Raw genomic sequence first — 23,038 nt, 5'->3', positions numbered from 1 at the left:
GCGTACAGAAGCAGCTTTGCTAACTGGAGAGTTAGTATCTACTACAAAGGCTCTATAGTGACATCCGCTTGGCCTAAACTTTTAAAAAACTGACTATCGCCCGTTATTTTGCCAAGTTTTATCAGGCCATTTGCGTAACTTTGCGGCTTATAAAAGAGCGCAAGGTTACCCCAAGGTGCGTAATAAGTGATGTCTCCTGCATCGGCATCGGTGCCAGCAGGCAAGCCTTGTAGATTTAATTTCTCTGGTAAAGTGGCAATTTTCTCCGCATTGGCAAAGTCTTCTACCTTAAGAGTCAATGGTAGAAGTTGATAAAAATGCTTAGCGGCATTGTTACTTTCCAGAGTCGCTTGCATAGTTTTGCTGTTACTGGTGAACTTTATTTGCATTTCACTGACCATCTTTACTGCTTTTTTAAATATTGCTTATCTGTTACTGGCTCTAACCAATCAACAACCTTACCGTCTTTTGACTCTTGAATAGCTAAGTGCATCATGGCTGTTTTATCTGTCGCGCCGTGCCAATGTTTAACATTAGCAGGAATATGGACAACGTCACCTGGTTTTATAACCTGAGGTTGTCCATGCCACTGATTAACCCAGCCCATACCTGATGTAACAATTAAGGTTTGGCCAACAGGATGAGTGTGCCAGTTTGTTCGAGCGCCGGGCTCAAAGGTTACCATGGCACCAGCGGCTTTCGCTTCGCCATGAGCTTGGAAACTAGGCTCGACGCGTACTTTGCCCGTGAAATACTTGTCGAGCCCAGTCATTGGGTACTGAGTGCCATTTTTTTGCACTGTGATTTGCGGTAATTCTAAACGTTGTGAAGAGGCGTTTTCTGCATGACTAAATGCGCTCATCGTTAAGATAAGGGTGCCGATAATATACTTCATACTTTTCTCCATGTGTTTGTAACCGAATGAATCTTCATTTTGGCTAATAATTGTGCCTTTAAAAAGTACAATGCACGCAAGTTATTGCCTATTAGTCCGAGGTGGCAAATTTATTACTAGTCAATATTGTATAACCGAGCGTATAGTTAAGTATCTTAAATTTAATAAGGTTGGTTATGCATTCAGATCATGAAGCTGTTGCTAAAATGAGCGCCGCTTTAGCAGATAAAATTGCACCACTTATCGGCCAGCAAGAAACCGCTGATAGTGTAATTGAGGATTTGTTTTTTTATCGACAAACTCAGGCCGCCACCTCTTGTTCTATGTGTGTGGTTGAACCAAGTATTGCACTGGTTTTACAAGGGGCGAAAAGCATGACCTTGGGCGAAGATGTGTTCAAGTATGATCCACACAAGTATTTGATTACTTCTATAGATTTGCCAGCAAAAATGCAAGTTCTTGAAGCGGAAGACGACGCACCTTATTTAGGTTTAGTGTTAAAGCTTGATTTGGCTATGTTAGGTGAACTAATTTCGCAAGTGCCGCTCGATAAATTAAACAAGCAATCACTGAACAAGGGTATGACCTTAGGTGAGATGACAGAGCCACTGCTTAACGCTTTTACACGACTAGTTGAGCTGGTTGATGATCCTGAGTCTATGCCTGTGCTTGCGCCATTAATAAAGCGCGAAATTTTTTGGCGTGTACTTAATAGTGAGCATGGGGCGGAGCTTCGCCATATAGTATCGACTGGTAGCCAAGGGCTGAGAATTGCACGTAGTGTTAAATGGTTAAAAGAAAACTATGATCAACCCTTGAGTGTAGAGGACTTAGCGGGTCTTGCGAAAATGAGTAAATCAACTTTCCACCATCATTTTCGAGACCTAACTTCAATGAGCCCGTTGCAATATCAAAAGCGTTTAAGGTTAATGGAAGCAAGAAGGTTAATGGTTGGCGAGAGTATGGATGCGTCAGGAGCTGCTTTTAAGGTTGGTTACGAAAGCCCTTCACAATTTTCTCGCGAGTATTCTCGGTTTTTTGGTTTATCACCAAAACGAGATGTTGAGGCGTTTTTAGCTACGGCTAAATAGCCCTTTACGTATAAAAAACGAATGGGCATATCCCTATGTCCCATTCGTTACCATGACACGTTTTAGTTAAAGACTTGCTGTGAAAAACTCAGCAATCTTAGTGAATGGAATTAAACTTACATCATCATATAAATCAACATGGCCTGCATTTGGCACAACTAATAATTGCTTAGGCTCAGCTGCTAAATCATAGGCTTGTTGGCTAAACTTAAATGAGTGAGCCTGTTCACCAGCAACAAACAGTAATGGACGTGGTGAAATAGTTTCAATATCGTTAAATGGATAAAAGTTCATAAAACGCACATTGCTGCTTAATGTAGGATGTGTAGTTAAATCTGCTGATGAGCGCTCTGGTGTATATTCACCTCGCTCAGTGCGGTAAAAGTCATAAAACTCTTTTGCAATTGGGTGTGAGCTTTCATCAATGTGATGCGGGCAGCCGCCAGTGTACTGCACTTCGCCACCTAGGTACTCTACATTACGTTGCTCAGCGGCTTCATCAAGCATACCTTTACGCATATCAAGGTCGATAGAGTTACCTAAACCATTGCGCGTTGCGCCACCCATGTCATACATACTCACTGTTGCCACAGCTTTGATACGTGGGTCAATTTTAGCGGCACTAATGATGAACCCACCACTACCACATACACCTAAACCACCAATGCTTTCTTTGTTGACGTATGAACGGCTAGCAAGGTAATCGACACCGGCACTGAATGACTCTGCGTATAAATCAGGCAGCACAGTATTACGTGGCTCGCCGTCACTTTCGCCCCAGAAGCTAAGATCAATTGCCAAAGTAACAAAGCCAAGTTCTGCAAGTTTAGTTGCATATAAAGTAGCACTTTGCTCTTTTACCGCACCCATAGGATGACCAATTACAAGTGCCGGAAGGTTCGCGCCTTTCTCAGCATTTTTTGGTGTAAAAAGATTACCGACTACATTCATTTGTAATTGGTTTTTGAAAATTACTTTTTCAAAGTTAACAGCATCGCTTTGGTAAAAATTATCAGTTGAGGTTGTCATAACACTCTCCTATTTTGTGATTAACAGGGACTGCAATTTGTTTTCACAATGCAGCTTTGATGAGGTTATTGTCGGTTATTTGTGCAGTTTGGCGTTATATTAGAACAGTCGATTTATTGCCTAAAAGTGTCGAATGTATTTTTAGGTGCTTAAAATGAACATTAGGTAGCCCAAGTATGAGCTACCTAATGCTTTTTTAGTGTGTTTTTATACTGAAATAGCTGGCAATAGCTGCAAAAAATAAGATAACTGCGCTAACAAAGAAGGTAATAGAGTAGTCATAAACATCGAATAATATACCGCCAAACGTTGAGCCTAGCGCTATCGAAAACTGAATAATTGCGACCATCAACCCTCCTGCAACTTCAGCATCTTTTGGTAAAGCACGAGCTACCCAGCTCCACCAAGCAACAGGCGCTGCAGTTGCAATTAATCCCCATAATCCAAGTAATACGATGTTGATGTTAAAAAGAGATATTTGATTAGCTAAACAAAATGCAATTAATGCCATAACTGCAGGAGCAGCTATTAATGCAAACGCTAAACTGAGTTTTATGACTTTGCTTATCAGTAAGGTTCCAATAAAGCCTGCAAAACCAATAACAAATAACACCATAGAGACTTGTTGGCTGGTGGCTTGAAACGCTGACTCTAAAAAGGGCCTTACATAGGTAAATAAAGTAAATTGCCCCATAAATAGCAGCGCGACAGCTAGCATACCAAAACGGACGAGTGGCTTTTTAAATAACTTAAATGCAGAAAAAGGTCCTTTTGATTGCTGATGGACTGGCATGCTAGGCAAAGCCTGCCATTGCCAAAATACAGCAATAGCGATAAATGGCACTAAACACATAAACGCGCCTCGCCAGCCAAGAACACTGCCTAAATAACTGCCAAGTGGTGCTGCAATTATCATGGCAAGACCATTACCACCATTAAATACTGCCAGTGCTTTAGGCACTTTTTCCTCAGGAACTAAGCGCATTGCAGAAGCCGTTGAAAGTGACCAATAGCCGCCAATGACTAAGCCGATTAATGCACGACCAAGCATATAAACAGCGTAACTATCAGCTATAGAGATTGTTAAAGTTGACAGTAGCATTATCAAGGTCAGAGCGACTAGTAAGGTCTTTCGATCACTTTTAGCAAATAAAGGACTCATAAATAGACTCGTGATCACCGCAAAAAAGCCCGATATTGCTAACCCCTGACCAACCATGCCTTTACTAATTGATAAATCTTCAGCCATAGGTGTTAATAAGCTTACAGGCATAAACTCGCAGGCTATTAAGGCGAAAATACATAATGTCATCGCAAAAACCCCACTCCAATTAGCTTGCTGCTCGATAGGCTGATCATCTTGATAGGTTGAGTAATTTGTCATGCTAGTCCATACAGTTAAATGTGATGGAGTATTTTTTCAGACATAGGTTGAATAGACTAGCTAATGAATACTAATGTGCTTTATTAGTAATACTTATTAATAGGCTGATGGATGATCAAACAAAACCTCAATGAATTGAACTATTTTGTCATTGTGGCAAGAACTGGCAGTTTTACGCGTGCTGCTGCGCAGTTAGGAGTAACTCAGTCAGCTTTGAGTCAGGCTATTCGTTCACTAGAAGCAAATTTAGATATTCGTTTGTTAACCAGAACAACTCGAAGCGTATCGCCTACACTCGCCGGGGAGCGTTTACTCAATGCAATAGGGCATCGTTTTGATGATATTGAAAATGAGTTAGAAGCGTTAACTGAACTCAGAGACAAACCTGCGGGTACGGTAAAAATTACTTGTGGTGATTTTATCATTCAGAACACATTACTCCCAAAACTGGCCAATGTATTAAAGCAATACCCCGATATTAATATTGAATTTAATGTTAACTATGGCTACACAGACATTGTTGCTCAGCGTATCGACGCTGGCGTTCGTCTTGGCGAAACTATAGATAAAGATATGATTGCAGTGCCTATTGGTAAAGAGCTCAATATGGCAGCCGTTGCAAGCCCTGAGTATTTTGCTAAGCATCAAAAGCCTAACACGCCAAAGGATCTTACTGCACATAATTGTATCAACATTCGTTTTCCGACCCATGGCGGTTTGTATGCGTGGGAGTTTGAAAAAGAGGGTGAAGAACTTAATGTGAATGTACGCGGTCAATTAATCTTTAATACCTCTCATCATATTGTTGAGGCGGCGTTACAGGGGTTAGGTATTGCGTTTCTACCTGAAGAAGAGTTCGTTGAGCATATAAAAAATGGTAATTTAATTAAGGTGTTAGCTGATTGGTGCCCCTCATTTCCCGGTTATTATTTGTATTACCCGAGCCGTAGACAACCGTCTCCGGCATTTAAAATTGTGTTAGAAGCGTTAAAACAGCAATAGAGTGCGGTATTTAGATACCACACTCTATATTTATTACTTATGGCGGCCTTGTAAACAGCTAACCACATCAGCCAGCGATAGGCCCTGGCGCTGTAATAACACAGTTAAGTGATACAGTAAGTCTGCCGATTCATTGGTTAATTCATCGTTATCATGTTTCATGGCTGCAAGGGCAACTTCAACACCTTCTTCACCTACTTTTTGGCAACTACGGCTTAAGTCTTTTGCAAACAAAGACGCAGTGTAGCTTTTGTTTGGATCATCGTCTTTACGTGAAACAATCACTTGTTCAAGCTCAGCTAAAAACGACAAGCTAGGTTTAGCATCATCGCCGAAGCAGCTTTGTGTGCCTAGGTGGCATGTTGGCCCAAGTGGGTTTGCCAGCACTAATAGTGAGTCGTAATCGCAGTCGGTATGTACTGAGACTACTTCAAGGTAGTTTTCTGATGTTTCGCCTTTGGTCCATAAACGCTCTTTAGAGCGCGAGTAAAAGGTTACTTTTTGTTTGTCGAAAGTGGCAGCTAATGCGTCTTGATTCATAAAGCCTTGCATTAAAATCATCCCAGAGTGTGCATCTTGCACAATAGCTGGGATCAATTCGCTTTTGGCAAAGTCGACTTGAGAAAGAGTGTCTTTGGTTAATTGCATAGTCTTGCCGCTACATTATTATCAGTTAAAAATTGTTTTAGTTCGCCAATATCAATGACGTTCTTGTGAAATACGCTGGCAGCGAGCGCGCCATCAACTTGGCTTTGCTGAAACACATCAACAAAGTCTTGCATCGTCCCTGCGCCGCCCGATGCAATTAGTGGAATATCGCACAGTGCACGCATTTTTGATAGCTGAACATTGTCGTAGCCTTTACGCACGCCATCTTGGTTCATGCAATTGAGCACTATTTCACCAGCACCTAGGTCTTGCACGCGCTTAACCCATTCTTCGGTTTTATAGCGAGTACGGCTTGATGCATTTGGGTCGCCAGTCAGCTGGTACACTAAATACTCGCCAGTGTTTTCATCATAAAAGCTATCAATACCCACAACTACGCATTGTTTACCAAACTCATCGTGTAACTCTTTGATAAGCTCTGGGCGAGCAATTGCAGGGCTATTAATACTGATTTTATCTGCGCCACGTTCTAAAACACGTGCTGCATCGGCAACAGATTTAATGCCGCCCGCCACACAAAATGGAATATCAATGTGGCGCGCAATGTTCTCTACCCAATTGACATCAAGTAGGCGTTTTTCGACGCTGGCACTGATTTCATAAAACACCAGTTCATCTGCACCAGCACCACTGTATGCCTTGGCGAGCGTTAAAATATCACCAACTACTTCATGGCCTTTAAATTTAACGCCTTTAACGACTTGGCCGTCTTTTACATCTAAACAAGGAATTATGCGTTTTGATAACATGCTAGCGCCTCCTCAACATTAAAGGCACCATCGAGTAATGATTTACCTAAGATTACACCGCCAACACCCAGTTTTTTCAGCTTTGCAATATCATCAAGAGAGCTTACACCGCCTGATGCTTGAACTTTAATCTCGCTGTTGTGGTTGGTTAAATCTTCATAAAGAGCAAATGAAGGGCCAGTCATGGTGCCGTCTTTACTGATGTCAGTACACAGAAAATCAACCACACCAAGTGCCACGTAAAAATCAACAAGTTCGAACAAACCAAACTCAGATTCACTTAACCAACCATGTGTTGCTGGTGCCCAGCCGTTGTCAGTTTTATTAACATCCAGTGCGATAACAAAGTGAGAGCTGCCAAACTTTTCAATCCAAGCCTTTACTTGCTCGCGCTTTTCAACAGCCATTGAGCCAATCACGACTTGGTTAGCACCGGCTTCAAGCCAGTCAGCAACATCTTGCTCAGAGCGAATACCACCGCCCACTTGATAAGGCACATTAAGCGCTTTGGTTGCAGCTTGAATATGCTGCCACTGTTTTTTATTTGGATCGCGCGCGCCTTCTAAATCAACTAGGTGCAGTTTACCTGCGCCGCTATTTGCGTACTCTTGTAAGCGGGCGCCAAGTTCGTAAGGGTAAAATTGTGCGGTATCATACTTACCTTGGTATAAGCGCACAATTTGGTTTTGTAATACATCGAGTGCTGGAATAATCACGTTTATTTCTCTTATTTTTTGCTGCGCTTACAGCTGCCAATCTAAAAAGTTTTGTAAAAGTCGGGTGCCTACTTTGGCGCTTCGCTCTGGGTGGAACTGCATGCCTGCGTAGTTATCTTTGGCAACAATTGCTGAAAAAGCTTGCCCGTATTCACCGCTAACTAGGGTGGCATCGTTTACTGTGTGCGCAAAGCTATGCACAAAGTACACTTGATCTTGCGCTGATAACCCTTTGGTAAGGGCATGCTCTTTTAACACGCTTAGGTCATTCCACCCCATGTGCGGTGAGGTTAATGTACCCACATCTAAGTGCTTAACAATACCTGGAATTTTGCCAAGGCAATCAACGTTGCCTTCTTCAGTGCTGTCGCAAAGTAATTGCATACCTAAACAAATGCCCATCAGCGGGCGCTGATATTCATCAATTGCTTGCTGCCAACCACCGTCTTTTAGGCGTTTCATGGCAACAGAAGCATGGCCTACGCCTGGTAAAATAGCACGTTCAAAGCCTTTTAGTTGCTCAGGTGAGGTGATCACCTCAGGTTTTTCGCCCAAGCGTTCAAAGGCAAAACGAACAGAGTTAATGTTGGCACAACCGGTATTAATTATGGCAATCATAAACACCCCTTAGAGCTTGCTGTTTGTTGTGAAGCATCTTTTGCAATCGCAGCGCGAAGTGCTCTTGCAAACGCTTTAAATAGACCTTCAACTTGGTGGTGACAGTTACCATCGCTAACCGACAAAATAAGGCTCATGGCGGCATTATCACTTAAGCTTTTAAAGAAGTGTTCAACCATTTGCACGTCTAAGTCGCCCACTTTTTCACGGCTAAAATCGGCGTTTAATACAAATGAGGCACGGCCTGATAAGTCAATTTGCGCTTCTGCTTTGCATTCATCCATAGGGAGTGCAAAACCATAGCGACCAATTTGCGTTTTTGTTCCTAGTGCTTGTTTAAGGGCAAGGCCAAGTGCAATGCCGATATCTTCAACTAGGTGGTGCTCATCAATGTGTAAGTCGCCAGTGGCTTGAATATTAAGTCCGATATTGGCGTGTGTACGAATTTGGTCAAGCATGTGATCGAAAAAGCCAAGGCCAGTGCTAATTTCGCCATTTTTTGTTTGGTCTAAATTAACTTGCACATCGATTTGCGTTTCTTTGGTATTGCGAGTGACACGGCCTTCACGGTTCGCGGTTGTCAGCTTAGTGACAATGGCATCCCAACTGCCATCATACAAAATGCCTTCGCAGCATAAGTTATTGGCAAGTCCAATATCAGTTTGGCGGTCACCAATCACAAATGAACGCGCTAAATCGACTTTACCCGAGCGCATCAGCTCAGTAAGTAAGCCGGTTTTTGGTTTACGGCAGTCACAATTTTGTTCATCAAAGTGAGGGCAGATCAGAACGTCATCAAATTTAATCCCTTGGCTGTTTAAGATATTCATCATCTTGTCTTGAGCAATATCAAAATCAGCTGTCGGGAAGCTATCAGTGCCTAAACCATCTTGGTTTGAAACCATCACAAGGCGGTAACCTGCCGCTTGAAGTTGTAATAGAGCAGGGATCACATTCGGCAAGAACACTAATTTTTCTAGGCTATCAACCTGTTTGTCGGTGATAGGCTCTTCGATAATCGTGCCATCGCGGTCAATAAATAAATACGGGTTGCTCATGATAATTCCTGTTCTACTGTTTTACTGGTCAGTGATAAGCCATCTAACCAAACTTTTACCTGTTCTAGTTCTTGCTCGTTACCGATAGAAATTCGTAACCAATCATCTTCGCCATATAAAGTGAAGGCACGCATTACGAGTCCTTGCTCAAGTGCGATATTAAATGATTGTTTGTCTTTTAATTTTAAGGTGACAAAGTTACCTTCACCGCTCAGTACTTTGATAACAGCAGGTGATTGCTCAAGCCAGCTTTTCAGTTTGGCTTTTAAGCTATTTAGAATTGTCACCTGACGGCGCATTGAAGCGATGTTGTCGCTACTTAATGCATCTGCAGCAATGCTCGCAACCACCGTAGATACTGGGTAAGGCGCAATCACTTTACGAATAGGCGCAAGTAGCTCGTTATTGGCTAATGTGAAGCCAGTTCTTAAACCCGCTAGTGCAAATGCTTTTGATAAAGTTCTTAGTACCACAAGGTTACTAAACTCGTTGATCAGGCTTGCCGCTGTTTGTTCTGGGCAAAATTCTATATAAGCTTCATCAACCACTACAATCGCTTTACCCGCAAGTTGTTGAGTGATTTTTCTGATTTTGTCTAGGCTTGTCATGCTGCCGGTAGGGTTATTTGGATTACAAATAAACACCAGCTTTGAATCAGCAACTGCAGTGACAATCTCATCAACCGTGCCTTTTAATAACAGCTCTTGAGTTAAACCGTTAATCGCGATGTTGTGGGTATCAGCTGTGACTTTGTACATGCCGTAAGTTGGCAAAAAGAGTGCAATGCTATCTTTACTAGGGCTACAAAAAGTACGTACTAATAGTTCGATACCTTCATCAGCACCACGAGTCATCAGTACCTGCTCTGACTCTAAATTAGCATAGCAAGCGTAACGATTGATCACTTGCTGAGGCTGTGGATCTGGGTAGCGATTTAAATCAGTTAAATTGATATTTGGCGTACGTGAATACGGGCTTTCATTGGCATTTAACCAAGTAGTGCCTGTTAGCTTTTCACTTTTCGCCGAACTGTAGGCTTTAAGCGCAGCAATGTTATCTGGCAACAGTGTTGCTATTTTTGAATTATCGCTCATTGTTCATAGCCTCAAGACGAATTGAAACAGCATTAGCGTGAGCATCAAGCCCCTCTGCTGCGGCCAAAGGTAATATTGCTTTAGATAATTCACGTAAGCCATTTTTACTGATGGTTTGCACTGTGTAAGTTCTAAAGAAGTCCAGTAAGTTTAAGCTCGAATAGGTCGCACTGTAACCATACGTTGGTAGTACGTGGTTCGTACCCGATGCATAGTCTCCGGCAGACTCCGGAGTGTAATCACCCACAAATACTGAACCGGCATTTTTCACTAAGCTTAAATAAGGCTGCGCATCAGCAAGCTGTAGAATAAGGTGCTCAGGGCCATATTCAGCAGATACCGCAAAAGCTTGCTCAACCGAGTCGACTAATATCAAGCTTGAATTAGCAAGGGCTTGCTCGGCAGTGTCTTTACGACTTAACTTTGCAAGCTGCTCTGTTAATGCTTGCTGTGTTTTTTCAATAATGCGTTCGCTGTTACACAGTAAAATAACTTGCGAATCAGCGCCGTGCTCTGCTTGCGATAATAAATCTGCCGCAATAAACTCTGGGTTTGCACGCTCATCAGCAATCACTAGCACTTCAGAAGGGCCCGCTGGCATATCAATCGCCATGCCCGGAATAGTTTGCGCAACAAGTTGTTTTGCCATGGTGACAAAGCTATTTCCTGGGCCAAAAATCTTGTTCACTTTAGGCACTGATTCTGTACCGTATGCCATTGCTGCAATCGCTCCGGCGCCGCCACTTTCTACAATGGTTTTAATACCACATAGTTTTGCCGCATATAAAATGGCAGGATTGATAGTTTCATCAGCTTTTACAGGTGTAGTAAGCACAACGGTTTGTGCACCACTTAATTGTGCAAGCACCCCTTGCATGATCACTGACGATGGCAATGGTGCACTGCCACCAGGTACGTAAATACCTACCGCTTCTATGGCTTGATATTTAAGTTCACATAACACGCCAGGTTGCGTGGTTAACTTAATGTCTTTAGGTAATTGTGCTTGGTGAAAGCGTTTAACATTGGCATAGGCCGTTTCGATGGCGGCTTTTAACTCGTTTGATAATAACTGCTCAGCTTGATTAATTTCTTCAATTGGCACTAATAAGCGAGGTGTTTCGCGCTTATCAAACTCTTTTGCCATCTTTAATAACGCTGCGTCATCTTCAGTTTTAACTGCATTTAAGATGTCGATGCAAATTGCTTCAACCTCTTTACTTGCAGTAACAGCAGGGCGGGTAAGTACCGCCTGCTGTGCTTGTTGATTTTCCTCATTCCAGCGAAACATGGATAATTACTCCATCATTTTTTCAATTGGCATAACAAGAATTGAGTTGGCACCTAGTGCTTTTAACTGTTCCATTGTTTCCCAGAAAAGGGTTTCGCTGCTAACCATATGAAGTGCTACATAATCGTCGCTACCAGCAAGTGATAGTAAAGTCGGTTGGCCTGTGCCTGGTAGTAAGTCGCATACTTCATCAAGCTTTGCTTTTGGTGCGTGTAGCATGATGTACTTGCTTTCTTTTGCTTGGCGCACACCACGTAAACGCGGCATTAGCGTATTGATTAAATCAAGTTTGCTTTGATCAGTAAGGTCCTTGTTTTGAATTAAACATGCGTTTGATTCTAAGATGGTCTCGCCTTGCATTAAGCCGTTGGCTTCTAACGTTGCACCGGTAGACACTAGGTCACAGATTGCATCAGCTAAACCAGCACGCGGTGCAACTTCAACAGAGCCCGTTAACATTACCGTGCTTGCGTTAATACCTTCGCGCTTTAGATATTGGCTTAAGATTTCAGGGTAAGTAGTGGCAATGCGTTTACCTTCGAACCAGCTTTTTTCCTGAGGGCCAAGTTCTTGTGGCCATGCAAGTGCTAGGCGGCAGTAACCAAAATCAAGTTTAGAAAGTTTATTTACTTCGAATGCCACACCTTGGCGTTCGCGCTCGGCTTGTACTTCAACAAGTACGTTTTCACCAACGATACCTAGGTCACACACACCGTCCATTACTAGGCCCGGAATATCGTCATCGCGTACACGAAGTACATCAATTGGCATGTTGGTAGAGTGTGCGATTAAACGTTGTTCACGAAGATTTAATTTAACACCAAGTTGCTTTAATAACTCTTGGCAGTCTTTTGATAAGCGGCCGCCTTTTTGGATGGCGATTCGTAAACGGTTGGTATTGCTCATTATTCATTTTCCTTTAATTCAAAAACTAAAAAACCCGAGGGAACCTCAGGGCGAAAATAAATAATTTGGTTGATTGCTCGCCAGAGGTTCCTTTTAGGAATAACCTCTCAGCGAAAAACCTGACAGGCTATTCCGGTGAATGATGGTGATGATGGATAGTTGTCAGATTGAAGCGCATAATTTTTCCTATATTGCACTCGTTTGTATAAACCAGTGCGTAAATCTGTTTAAATAAGTTACGTATATAGATAAACATGCTTTGCTAATCTTTGGCAAGCATTTTTTTGCGAAATTAAAGTATATGCTATAACTGCCGATAATAAATGGATAGGTAGGAGGTACAAATGGATATCATGATCCCCTTTTTAGGTCGAATTACGCGCTTACAGTTGGAAAGTAAAGGTGCATTTCACATTGCGGGCGTAAAAGACGCGAACGTGCAGCGAATTGAGCTTGAAAAGCGACAAAAGCGAGAGATTGAGTTACGAAAAAAAACAGCCCAAAAAGCGGATGAAAATAATAAAAACACCACCGAAGAAGATGAAGAAGGCAATCAGCATCTCGATACGTGGGCATAGCGAATTTTCTCGTCTGCGGTCTTATTTAGTAACTAAAAAGTTAGCTGGTGGTGGTCGTATGTGCAAGAAGCGTAAAAAGGCTCGATAAACGAGCCTTTATGGTTTTAAAGCAGTGCTTAATTTTTCGCTTCTGCTGATTGAATACTACTTTGGATCAGCGGCGATATTGTTAAGCCTTGTACGATAATCGAAAAGATCACCACCACATAGGTGACAATAACAATTAGGTTGTGCAGGTCAGAGCCTGCAATCATCACTTGATCGCGTGGGATAGCTGCAGCCATTGCCAGCGCTAAACCACCCCTTAAGCCTCCCCAAGTGAGAATTTTCACTGAGTGCTTGTCGTACTGACGATACTTTTTAAAGAACACAAACGGTGCACCCACACTTACAAAGCGTGCCAGTAGCACCACAGGTACCATAAGTAAGCCAAGGCCAATCTCTTCAAGAGTAATAGGCATAGTGACAATGAGCATACCGATGATCAAAAACAGCAAGGCATTTAAAAAGCTATCGGTGGCATGCCAGAAGTCTTTTACGTAGCGAGTATCTTCAGGACCCGTGCGCTCTGTTGCTTTTGAGCGAGTGATATTACCTAGTAAAATCCCACTTGTTACCATCGCCAATGCGCCTGAGATTTCCCAAATGTTTGCAGCAGCAAAGCCAGCGGTTGGAATGGTCAGGGTTAGTAGCAAACGAATGTTCACATCGCGGCTATTAATAATTAAAAAATGTCCGACTAAAGCAATCACTAAACCAAATACAATGCCACCAATTGCATCAACTAAGAATAGCTCGGCAACATCGGTAAAGTTTGCTTCGGTACCATAAAATGCAACTGAAAATATAGTAGTAAAAATCACCAAACCAATACCATCATTAAACAAAGACTCACCTTCGACTTGCACAGAAATACCTTCTGGGGCTCGCATTTGTTTAATAATGGCTAACACTGCAATCGGGTCGGTTGGGCTGATTAATGCACCAAATAATAAGCAGTAAATAAATGGCACCGGCCAGCCAACAAAAGCAAATAAGTAGTAGCTTAAGTAACCAACGATGACCGTGGATGTAATGGTTGAAAATAGCACTAATGCGGTTATTTCCCAGCGTTGTTTACGAAGGGCTGCTAAGTTGATTTCAAGTGCACCTGCGAACAGTAAAAACCCGAGCATGCCTTTTAATAGCAACTGATTAAAGTTGATACTAGAGACTATTTGGGTCATTTCGAGGGCGGTGCTATCACCGAGCATTTTAACGGCAAGTATAAGCAGTAAAGAAATAACAACAGAGCCTGTTGTTATAGCAATTGTGGTTTGCATTTTGAGGATATATTGGTTAGCAAAAGCAATAAAAATAGCTAATGCTGAAAGAAAACAAATGAGGTACCAAGCATTCATTGTTTGACCTTAAATATTTGTATAACAAGACGCAGAAAGCTGTCACTTTCTGGCCGCATATGGTACGCCTCTATCTCACGTATGTCACAGTGTTTATGCGATTTTTATGATATTTTAGAGTAAAAATTCAGGTGGCTGATTGCAATTGTATAATTGCTGTTAAAAATGTCTCAAAAGAGACAAAATAAACCTGATTAAAAGTACGCTGAGGATTAGTTTAGCTAGGTCAATCAACTTTTTTTAATTGCGTCGATTCCTGACTCGTATTAATAGCCCTTATTGGATAAGGGATCACAATTCCTTCTTCAGCGTAACGCTTGTGCAGTGCCTTAATAAAAGCAGATTTTACCCAAAATCGATTGAAGTATTCTTTTGCTCTTAGCATCACGGTAAAATTGATGCTTGATTGATCAAAGGTATGAAATACCACAAATGTATCGTAGTCAGCCACGCCCCATTTATGACTTTTTAAAACCTGCCTTGCTACATCCAGTGTCACTTGTTCAACTTTTTCTAGGTCCGACCCATAATGAACACCCACTTCAACAGGTACACTGAGCTCTTTTTCGGGGTAAAAGTAATTAATGATGCGTGATTTAGAAAGCTGACTGTTTGGGATGACTATCATGTTATTCGGCAACATTTTTACCCAAGTTGAGCGCCAACCAATTTTCTCGACAAAGCCTTGGTCGCCACTTTCAAGCTCTATAAAGTCACCCACCCGAATCGGTTTATCAATCACCAACTGAACGCCAGAGAAGAAGTTTTCAAGTGTAGGCTGCAAAGCGAGTGCAACAGCAAGAGACGTAATACCAAGTGATGCAATTATAGGTGTGATTGATATGCCCAAAGTACCCAATAAAACCAGCAGGCCAACACATACAATTACACAGCGTATGAGTCCTTTAATAATGCTATGACTATTCGATACCATTACTGAACGCGCACTATAATAATCAACTGTGCCAAATAAAAAATGATCTAAAAACAATATAAACGCAATAATACATATTGTTTTAGCAGTGGTTGAAATAGGCAAGGGGTGCTCTGTCATAAATCCGGTAACACTTAATAACTGCCCAAATATGATCACAAGCACCATCATTGTGCACAAGGTCAGCGGAGTAATAAGTGAGTCAACAAGTAGTGAATCGAATACAAAGTCTGTTCGTCTTGTCCATTTCTTTAAACAGTAAACAATTAAAAACCTTATTATAAACAAGGTAATAGCAGCTAGGGTTGTGCCACCAATTATTAGCAACCATGGTTTGTTTACCCATTCGCTTTGCGACAGCTCGCCTAACATAGTTAATCCTATAAGCTAAAGTCTGTGTCGTCGTTGCAATTTATGTACCCAGCTTTAAAGTGCTCAACGAACAGGAAATGAATGGGGAGCTGATTAAACAACGCTAAGAAATAATCAATAAAAAAGGGACTAATGTAGTAAAATTGTTAACGATCTGTAATTATTTTTTTACAATTTCACGCCGATTCTAAGCTTTATCTATCATGTCTTTTTGTTAACCTACTAAAAAATAAGCGCTTTAAAGAGATCTTGTAATTTCAATTGTTAATTTATTGTTTAATTTTTGTTTTCTTTTTGATCGCGCTAGGCTGGTTAGCAATCGGGAACGTGTGTAACCCGATTATTAGGAAAATATTAAATAACAATCTAACGGAGCGTAAACGTGAATTTATCAAAACTCACAATAGCTACTCTTGCTGCTTTGGCATTAGCTCAAGCAACAAATGCAGAAGCTGCAAATAAAAAATATCTAAACAAGCAAACAGGCATTAATAAGGCATTACAGACTAATGCTGCATCAGTATTAATGTCTAATCCGAAACATTTAATTGGTTTGGAAGCTGGAAATGAACTAACTGTTTTAAAAGAAATAAAAAGCAATAACGGTACGACAACCCGCCGTTACCAGCAAATGTATAAGAATATCCCAGTTATTGGTGATACAGTTATTCTTACCTTTGATGATGCGGGGCAGTTAAAAACAGCACATGGTGCTGCGGTCTATGATATTGCTTCAGATATCGGTTCTGTTTCGCCTGCTTTACCAAAACAAAAAGCGCTAGCGCATGGCCTTGCTAATTCAGCCGTTGCAAAAAAATCGTCAGGCCTAGAGAGACACAATGAGCAGTCTCGTTTAGCTATTTGGCTTGATGAGAATAGCGTTGCGCATTTGGTTTACGAAGTGTCATACGTCACTTATGGTGAAAACCCGTCTCGCCCTTATCAAATTATTGATGCGAATACTGGTGAAGTACTCTTTAGTATGGATAACCTCCAACATGCAAGTGCAACAGGCCCAGGCGGTAATTTAAAAACGGGTAAGTACCTCTATGGCAGTGACTTCAGTAGCCTTGATGTTTCTCAGTCGGGCAACACATGTACGATGAATAACGCCAACGTAAGAACGATTAACCTCAATGGCGGTACGAGTGGTTCTACGGCTTATTCGTTTACGTGCCCTGAAAATACCTTTAAAGAAATTAATGGTGCATATTCACCACTCAATGACGCACATTATTTTGGTAACGTTATTTTTAATATGTATAACGATTGGTTAGGTACTGCACCTTTAACTTTCCAATTAAAAATGCGTGTTCACTATGGTAATAATTACGAAAATGCATTTTGGGATGGCAGTGCTATGACCTTTGGTGATGGCCAAAATACGTTTTACCCTCTAGTAAGTCTAGACGTATCAGCTCATGAGGTGAGCCACGGCTTTACTGAGCAAAACTCAGGACTTGTTTATTCTGGTAAATCGGGTGGTTTAAACGAAGCTTTCTCTGATATGGCTGGTGAAGCCGCTGAGTTTTACATGAAAGGCTCAAACGACTGGTTAGTTGGTCAGGAGATCTTCAAAGGTAATGGCGCACTTCGCTACATGAATAATCCAACTCAAGATGGTAGCTCAATTGATCATCAAAATGATTACTACTCAGGTATGGATGTTCACTACAGCTCAGGCGTATTCAATAAAGCATTTTATAATCTTGCAACCACATCGGGGTGGGATACGCAAAAGGCATTTGTGGTTATGGCACGCGCTAACCAACTTTATTGGACAGCAAGCACTAACTGGGACCTTGCAGGTAATGGCGTTATGGATGCGGCATGTGACTTAAACTACGATCCTGCCGATGTTCAAGCAGCGCTTGCTGCGGTAGGTGTTAGTTCAAACTTAAGCGCAGGTAGTAGCTGTGGTGGTACAACTGAGCCACCGACTGACGAAGCGTTAACAAATGGTGTTGCGCGCACAGGGATTAGTGGCGCAGCCAAAGAACAGCTGTTCTTCACTTTAGATGTTCCGAGCGGTGCTACAAACCTGCAATTCAATACCACAGGTGGAAGTGGCGATGCCGATCTGTATGTAATGTATGGCTCTAGACCAACACTTAACAACTTTGATTGTAAGAGTACGTCATCTACTAGCACTGAAAGCTGTGCAATCAGTAATGTACAAGCAGGCACATACTATGTGATGGTAGAAGCATGGAACCAAATCTCTGGTGTGTCTTTAACAGGTAGTTTTGATAATGGTTCAGGTGGAGTGACACCTATCAATCGTACAGAATCAAATGTGAGTGTTGCATCAGGTAGCTGGACACGCTTCACACAAGATTTAACGGCGGGTTATTCATCACTGGATGTCACTATTTCAGGTGGCACTGGCGATGCAGATCTTTACGTTAAGTTTGGTTCGCAATCAACAACTTCTAGCTATGATTGCCGTCCGTATAAAAATGGTAACAGCGAAACGTGTACCTTTACCAATCCTCAAGCAGGCACTTGGTATATTGACTTACGTGGTTACAACGCAGCGAGTGGCGTAACACTCTCCATCTCGGCTAATTAGCCAATCATAAAAAGGGAGCATTCGCTCCCTTTACTTTCCCTCACAAAGAAAAGGACCCATTATGACAACCCTTCTTAAGCAGTGCTTAGTCGGTGTAGCCTCACTGTCGTTAAGCCAAATGTGTTTCGCTCAAGATGATGAAACAGTCTGGGTGACAATTGATGCCCTAGCCGCAAAACATTTTCAACAAGATGCGCTAAGTAAACAAAAACAAACACGTAATCTCGCTTTGCAATCGTCAGTTATAAATGATGTAAACTTTATGCGTGTCAATAAACAAGACATAGCAGGGTTAAGCGAATTTATGCACGATAACTACCATCGCTGTGGTGGTTTTGTGGCTCATGAATCTCTTGCCGATGCCGAACTGTATACTCAAAAGCTAAATAGTGTTTCACAACTTGCTTCGACGAGCAGCTTTGCAAGTTATACTATTGATAACGCTACGACAGTCAATGCGTTGCTTTCATCAATTAATGCAAGTGAGCTGACTGATACAGTGAATAGTATGATGAATTTCCATAATCGATACTATTCAGTGCAAAGCGGTGTAGATGCAGCTCAGTGGTTAAAAAATCACTGGCAACAAATAGCAAGTAGCCGTAGTGATATTAGCGTCGAATACTTCAATCATAGCTTTTCACAGTCGTCTGTTGTTGTGACTATTCCAGGTGCTGAAAAAGCCGATGAAATTGTCGTGATTGGTGGTCACCTAGATTCAATAAATCAATCAAACCCAAGCAATGGGCGTGCGCCTGGTGCAGACGATAACGCATCAGGCATTGCTGTGCTTACCCAGGCCTTAAAAGCGATTGTTGATAATAACTATCAACCTCAACGAACTATCCAAATTATGGGGTTTGCTGCAGAAGAAGTCGGCCTTCGGGGCTCTAAAGATATTGCCCAGAGTTATAAATCACAGGCTAAAAATGTAGTTGGTATGGTGCAATTTGATATGACAGGTAATAACGGCAGCAGCACAGACATTGTGATGATGACAGATTACACCAATTCACCACAAAACCAGTATTTATCGCAATTACTAGATGCTTATCAACCAAGTGTTAGCTACGGTTTTGACCAATGCGGTTATGGCTGTTCAGATCATGCATCTTGGTATCAGCAAGGTTTTGCTGCATCAATGCCATTTGAATCAAGAATGAGCGATATTAACCCTCTCATCCATACTTCAAACGATTCGCAGTTCGACGCGCAACATGCCAGCAAATTTGCCAAACTGGCTGTGAGCTACCTTGCTGAAATGGCAAAAAATGCCGGTGATGTTGTGAGCGAACCAAGTAATGAACTTGAAAATGGTGTAGCAAAAACGGGTTTATCTGCGGCTGCAAAACAGCAACTATTTTTTACCCTTGAAGTGCCAGCAATGAGCAACAACCTAGAGTTTACGACACAAGGTGGTACAGGTGATGCCGATTTATATGTCAAATTTGGCAGCAAGCCGACTTTACAAGATTTTGATTGTAAAAGTACAACATCTTCAAGTAACGAAAGCTGTGCGATTTCATCAATACAAGCGGGGACTTATCACGTTATGGTTGAAGCATGGAATGAAATTGCTGGTGTTGCATTAACGGGAAGTTATAGCCAAAGCTCTGGCAGTACACCTATAGACCGCACAGAAACGAATGTTAATGTACCCAGTGGTACTTGGCAGAGGTTTACTCAAGCGATCCCTAGCGGTATGAGTAATCTAACAGTGACTATTTCTGGGGGCAGTGGTGATGCTGATTTATATGTTAATTACGGCTCACCTTCGACGAGTTCAAATTATCAATGTCGACCTTATAAAAATGGCAACGAAGAGACATGTCAGATTAGTAATCCTCAAGCGGGTACTTGGTATATAGACTTGCAAGGTTATAGCTCTGCATTGGGTGTGACACTCACTATAGAAGCACAATAACCCATGTTTTTAATGATGAGGAAGCCTTGCTTCCTCATTTAGTCTTGCCCTAGGTTAACCAGTTACGTAGAATCTGCCCACCACTTTTAATCTTATTGGCGAAGTTTATCAAACAACTTTTCAGTGCCACGGGCCCGCTTGCACTTTCTCTTGATGGATACACTCCAAGACAGCCACAAATTGACATGGCTGTTGCGGTTGATGATGCCTTGAAAAAACGTCACCAATTAGTGGTTGAGGCGGGAACAGGTACAGGTAAAACTTATGCTTACTTAGCGCCTGCGTTAAAATCAAAAGGTAAAACTATCATCTCAACGGGTTCAAAAGCGCTGCAAGAACAGTTGTTTCATCGTGATTTACCCAACTTAGTAAAAGTACTCAGTGCCACGAAAAAAGTAGCCCTATTAAAAGGCCGTGCAAATTATTTATGTACCTATCGCTTGAGTCAGCACGTTGCGCATGTACCAACAGATGATCCAGATGTCATGCATCAACTGGCGATGGTGGCAAAGTTTGCCAGTGAAACGCGTTCTGGCGATTTAGCAGATTGTGTTGGTATTGAAGAAGACGCCAAAGTACTGCCTTATGTTAGCTCAACTGCTGATAATTGCTTGGGTAAAGAGTGCCCCGATTTTCAAGATTGTTATATTCGTAAAGCGCGCTTAAATGCGATGGAAGCCGATGTGGTGGTGATCAACCATCATTTGTTTTTTGCTGATATGGCTGTGAAAGACACGGGTTTTGCTGAATTGATGCCCACTGCCGATGCCTATATTTTTGATGAGGCTCATCAGCTCAGTGAAATAGCCAGTGACTATTTTGGTGAAAGTGTTAGTACTAAAAAGCTGGTTGATTTAATCAATGACTTACGCGCGATTTACCGTGCAGATATCCCCGATATGCTGCAATTAGGTAAAACTCTCAATAAGTTAGAAACTAGCGTGGCAGATTTACGTCTGCAGTTTGGCTTAGATGGCAGTCGCGGTGACTGGCGTGAAAAGCTGGCTGATAAAGCTATTTGTGCAGCACTGCACCGCGTGATAAGCGACCTCGACTTTTTATATCAAGTGTTGAAGTTATGTTTAGATCGTAGTGAAAAAATAGAGCATCCGTTTGAACGTACACTCGCTTTTAAAGGTCAGTTAGAACGTGTATTTGATACCGCACAAACAGGCTATAGCTATTGGTATGAGACAACTCGCCGCTATTTAACGGTAAACATTACACCGCTCAATGTATCAGCTAAATTTGCGCAAATGATGAAAGACACAGGTGCAGGCTTTGTGTTTACCTCGGCGACTTTATCGGTCGATAACGAATTAGCGCACTTTAACGTTAGCCTTGGTTTAAAACCTACGCAAAGCATGATTGTTGAAAGTCCGTTTGATTATCAACAACAAGCACTGCTTTGCTTACCGCGCTACTTACCTGAGTCTCACGCGAATAATATGCCCCATGCTATTATCAAGCTAACCCTTGAGTTGATTAAATCAGCAAAAGGTCGCTGCTTTGTGCTGTTTACAAGTTATCGCATGATGCACTTAGTGGCGGAAGGTTTAACCACGCAAATGGATTATCCTGTTTATATGCAAGGGCAGATGTCAAAGCGCATTATCCTTGAAAAGTTTACCCGCCATGGTAATGCCGTTTTACTCGGCACAGCCTCATTTTGGGAAGGCGTGGATGTTAGAGGCAGTACATTAAGTTGTGTTATTATAGATAAATTGCCGTTTGCCGCGCCGGATGACCCATTGTTGCAAGCAAAAATGCAAGATTGCCAGTTGCAAGGTAAAGACCCATTTGCACATATTCAATTACCCCAAGCAGTGATTGCATTAAAGCAAGGAGTAGGGCGGCTTATTCGCGATAGTAAAGATAAAGGTGTGCTGGTTATTTGCGATAACCGCTTAGTAACGCGCCATTATGGCCAAGTATTTTTAAAAAGTTTGCCACCCATGCGCCGCACGCGTGATTTAGCAATGGCAAACGCGTTTTTAGAACAGATCAATTAGAGTAACTTAGATGATTAAACACAATATTCTTGCCTTAGATGCATCAACTGAAGCTTTATCGCTGGTGCTACATTATCAAGGGCAAACATTTCATCATTTTGAAGAGTGCCCACAGCAGCACAGCCAAAAGATCTTGCCTTTAATTGATGAGTTACTCGCAAAGGCAGAATGTAAATTAACCGATTTAGATGTGATTGGGTTTGGTCAAGGGCCTGGAAGCTTCACGGGTGTGCGTATAAGTGTTGCGATTGCACAAGGTTTAGCTTATGCCGCACGCTTGCCTTTGGTTGGGGTATCAACATTACAGATGATGGCGCAACAAGCGTTTGAGCAACATCAAGTACGTGATGTGTTTTCTGCGATTGATGCGCGTATGGGTGAGATTTATTACGCTCACTATAAAGCAAATGAACATGGCTTAATGCTACTTGTTGATGAAGAGCAAGTTATTAAACCTGAGTTGCTAACGCTACCTGAAATGGCTGCAACAGCGGTGGGTACGGGTTGGCAGACCTATCCTTCGCTTGTTACAGAACTTGCAAATGTAAGCTTGTGTGAAAACATCTTATTGCCTGATGCGAAATACATGCTGGCCTCTGTTGAATCTGCTTTTGCTAACGGTGAAACGGTAACTGCTGCGAATGCACAGCCTAAATATGTTCGTGATACAGTGACTTGGAAAAAGCTACCAGGCCGAGAGTAATTGAAAGAGCAACGGGACTTGCGTGCCCGTCAGTTATGGCA

At 42.0% G+C, this 23,038-nt stretch carries 21 protein-coding genes; 7 read left to right on the top strand and 14 right to left on the bottom strand.

The genetic code is table 11. The features are described from left to right. Positions 1 to 41: 41 nt before the first annotated feature. On the bottom strand, positions 42 to 389 hold the full coding sequence (locus NYF15_RS03480) for a cyclophilin-like fold protein (RefSeq protein WP_371352795.1): 348 nt from the start codon (positions 387 to 389) through the stop codon (positions 42 to 44). Between the two features lie 14 nt (positions 390 to 403). Then, positions 404 to 895, bottom strand: coding sequence for a cupin domain-containing protein (locus NYF15_RS03475; RefSeq protein WP_105181850.1), 492 nt, complete (start codon positions 893 to 895; stop codon positions 404 to 406). Positions 896 to 1,071: 176 nt separating this feature from the next. Here NYF15_RS03475 and NYF15_RS03470 point away from each other — a divergent pair, with 176 nt between their 5' ends. Next, positions 1,072 to 1,986 (top strand): AraC family transcriptional regulator N-terminal domain-containing protein, encoded by a 915-nt coding sequence (locus NYF15_RS03470; RefSeq protein ID WP_371352794.1) that lies wholly within the window; start codon positions 1,072 to 1,074, stop codon positions 1,984 to 1,986. Positions 1,987 to 2,052: 66 nt separating this feature from the next. Here the strand turns inward: NYF15_RS03470 and NYF15_RS03465 are convergent, their stop codons facing one another. Together NYF15_RS03465 and NYF15_RS03460 are read right to left on the bottom strand one after the other, a co-directional pair. Continuing rightward, the gene (locus tag NYF15_RS03465) at positions 2,053 to 3,015 is read right to left on the bottom strand and encodes an alpha/beta hydrolase (protein ID WP_371352793.1); all 963 of its coding nucleotides are present in this window, start codon (positions 3,013 to 3,015) and stop codon (positions 2,053 to 2,055) included. Positions 3,016 to 3,211: 196 nt separating this feature from the next. Then, positions 3,212 to 4,399 (bottom strand): MFS transporter, encoded by a 1,188-nt coding sequence (locus tag NYF15_RS03460; RefSeq protein ID WP_371352792.1) that lies wholly within the window; start codon positions 4,397 to 4,399, stop codon positions 3,212 to 3,214. Between the two features lie 111 nt (positions 4,400 to 4,510). On the opposite strand from NYF15_RS03460, the gene NYF15_RS03455 reads away from it, so the two are divergent. Continuing rightward, on the top strand, positions 4,511 to 5,401 hold the full coding sequence (locus tag NYF15_RS03455) for a LysR family transcriptional regulator (protein ID WP_371352791.1): 891 nt from the start codon (positions 4,511 to 4,513) through the stop codon (positions 5,399 to 5,401). A gap of 33 nt (positions 5,402 to 5,434) precedes the next feature. Here NYF15_RS03455 and hisIE read toward each other — a convergent pair whose 3' ends face one another. Genes hisIE through hisG form a run of 8 tightly spaced genes read right to left on the bottom strand, consistent with a single transcriptional unit; the run spans position 5,435 to position 12,502 of the window. Then, entirely contained in the window at positions 5,435 to 6,049 is a 615-nt protein-coding gene (gene hisIE, locus NYF15_RS03450) for a bifunctional phosphoribosyl-AMP cyclohydrolase/phosphoribosyl-ATP diphosphatase HisIE (protein ID WP_371352790.1), read from the bottom strand. Then, positions 6,040 to 6,819 carry an imidazole glycerol phosphate synthase subunit HisF gene (hisF, locus tag NYF15_RS03445; RefSeq protein ID WP_371352789.1) on the bottom strand — a complete coding sequence of 260 codons (780 nt, stop codon included), beginning with the start codon at positions 6,817 to 6,819 and terminating at the stop codon, positions 6,040 to 6,042. Before hisF ends, hisIE begins: the two co-directional genes overlap by 10 nt. Then, positions 6,801 to 7,535: a 1-(5-phosphoribosyl)-5-[(5-phosphoribosylamino)methylideneamino] imidazole-4-carboxamide isomerase gene (locus NYF15_RS03440; protein WP_063707479.1), complete on the bottom strand. Its 735-nt coding sequence runs from the start codon at positions 7,533 to 7,535 to the stop codon at positions 6,801 to 6,803. Before NYF15_RS03440 ends, hisF begins: the two co-directional genes overlap by 19 nt. Positions 7,536 to 7,562: 27 nt before the next feature. Continuing rightward, positions 7,563 to 8,153 (bottom strand): imidazole glycerol phosphate synthase subunit HisH, encoded by a 591-nt coding sequence (gene hisH / locus NYF15_RS03435; protein ID WP_237118978.1) that lies wholly within the window; start codon positions 8,151 to 8,153, stop codon positions 7,563 to 7,565. Next, positions 8,150 to 9,211 carry a bifunctional histidinol-phosphatase/imidazoleglycerol-phosphate dehydratase HisB gene (gene hisB / locus NYF15_RS03430; protein ID WP_371352788.1) on the bottom strand — a complete coding sequence of 354 codons (1,062 nt, stop codon included), beginning with the start codon at positions 9,209 to 9,211 and terminating at the stop codon, positions 8,150 to 8,152. The genes hisH and hisB overlap by 4 nt, the downstream gene beginning before the upstream one ends. Further along, positions 9,208 to 10,305 (bottom strand): histidinol-phosphate transaminase, encoded by a 1,098-nt coding sequence (hisC, locus tag NYF15_RS03425; RefSeq protein WP_371352787.1) that lies wholly within the window; start codon positions 10,303 to 10,305, stop codon positions 9,208 to 9,210. The genes hisB and hisC overlap by 4 nt, the downstream gene beginning before the upstream one ends. Next, positions 10,295 to 11,596 (bottom strand): histidinol dehydrogenase, encoded by a 1,302-nt coding sequence (gene hisD, locus NYF15_RS03420; protein ID WP_371352786.1) that lies wholly within the window; start codon positions 11,594 to 11,596, stop codon positions 10,295 to 10,297. The genes hisC and hisD overlap by 11 nt, the downstream gene beginning before the upstream one ends. A 6-nt stretch (positions 11,597 to 11,602) precedes the next feature. Further along, complete coding sequence (hisG, locus tag NYF15_RS03415; protein ID WP_237118974.1) at positions 11,603 to 12,502, bottom strand: ATP phosphoribosyltransferase; 900 nt, start codon at positions 12,500 to 12,502, stop codon at positions 11,603 to 11,605. 344 nt (positions 12,503 to 12,846) lie between these two features. Between hisG and NYF15_RS03410 the strand changes: the two genes are divergently transcribed. Then, a complete protein-coding gene (locus tag NYF15_RS03410) occupies positions 12,847 to 13,080 on the top strand; it encodes a hypothetical protein (protein ID WP_371352785.1) in 234 nt (77 codons plus the stop codon). Between the two features lie 116 nt (positions 13,081 to 13,196). On the opposite strand, the gene NYF15_RS03405 is transcribed toward NYF15_RS03410, so the two are convergent. Together NYF15_RS03405 and NYF15_RS03400 are read right to left on the bottom strand one after the other, a co-directional pair. Continuing rightward, positions 13,197 to 14,480 carry a sodium:proton antiporter gene (locus NYF15_RS03405; RefSeq protein ID WP_237118973.1) on the bottom strand — a complete coding sequence of 428 codons (1,284 nt, stop codon included), beginning with the start codon at positions 14,478 to 14,480 and terminating at the stop codon, positions 13,197 to 13,199. Between the two features lie 226 nt (positions 14,481 to 14,706). Beyond that, complete coding sequence (locus tag NYF15_RS03400) at positions 14,707 to 15,786, bottom strand: mechanosensitive ion channel family protein (RefSeq protein ID WP_371352784.1); 1,080 nt, start codon at positions 15,784 to 15,786, stop codon at positions 14,707 to 14,709. 382 nt (positions 15,787 to 16,168) lie between these two features. Between NYF15_RS03400 and NYF15_RS03395 the strand changes: the two genes are divergently transcribed. The 4 genes from NYF15_RS03395 to tsaB all read left to right on the top strand — a co-directional run bounded on the left by NYF15_RS03395 (position 16,169) and on the right by tsaB (position 22,997). Beyond that, positions 16,169 to 18,358: a pre-peptidase C-terminal domain-containing protein gene (locus NYF15_RS03395; RefSeq protein WP_237118971.1), complete on the top strand. Its 2,190-nt coding sequence runs from the start codon at positions 16,169 to 16,171 to the stop codon at positions 18,356 to 18,358. Between the two features lie 61 nt (positions 18,359 to 18,419). After that, positions 18,420 to 20,282 carry a M28 family metallopeptidase gene (locus NYF15_RS03390; protein WP_371352783.1) on the top strand — a complete coding sequence of 621 codons (1,863 nt, stop codon included), beginning with the start codon at positions 18,420 to 18,422 and terminating at the stop codon, positions 20,280 to 20,282. A gap of 95 nt (positions 20,283 to 20,377) precedes the next feature. Beyond that, the gene (locus tag NYF15_RS03385; protein ID WP_371352782.1) at positions 20,378 to 22,294 is read left to right on the top strand and encodes an ATP-dependent DNA helicase; all 1,917 of its coding nucleotides are present in this window, start codon (positions 20,378 to 20,380) and stop codon (positions 22,292 to 22,294) included. Positions 22,295 to 22,304: 10 nt separating this feature from the next. Next, complete coding sequence (gene tsaB / locus NYF15_RS03380) at positions 22,305 to 22,997, top strand: tRNA (adenosine(37)-N6)-threonylcarbamoyltransferase complex dimerization subunit type 1 TsaB (protein WP_130152251.1); 693 nt, start codon at positions 22,305 to 22,307, stop codon at positions 22,995 to 22,997. The last annotated feature ends 41 nt before the right edge of the window (positions 22,998 to 23,038 follow it).

The sequence above is a fragment of the Pseudoalteromonas sp. 68 DY56-GL68 genome, from assembly GCF_041414825.1.
GTDB lineage: Bacteria > Pseudomonadota > Gammaproteobacteria > Enterobacterales > Alteromonadaceae > Pseudoalteromonas.
Note: the sequence above shows the minus strand (reverse complement) of the source record. Positions and strands in the feature narration are given on the sequence as shown.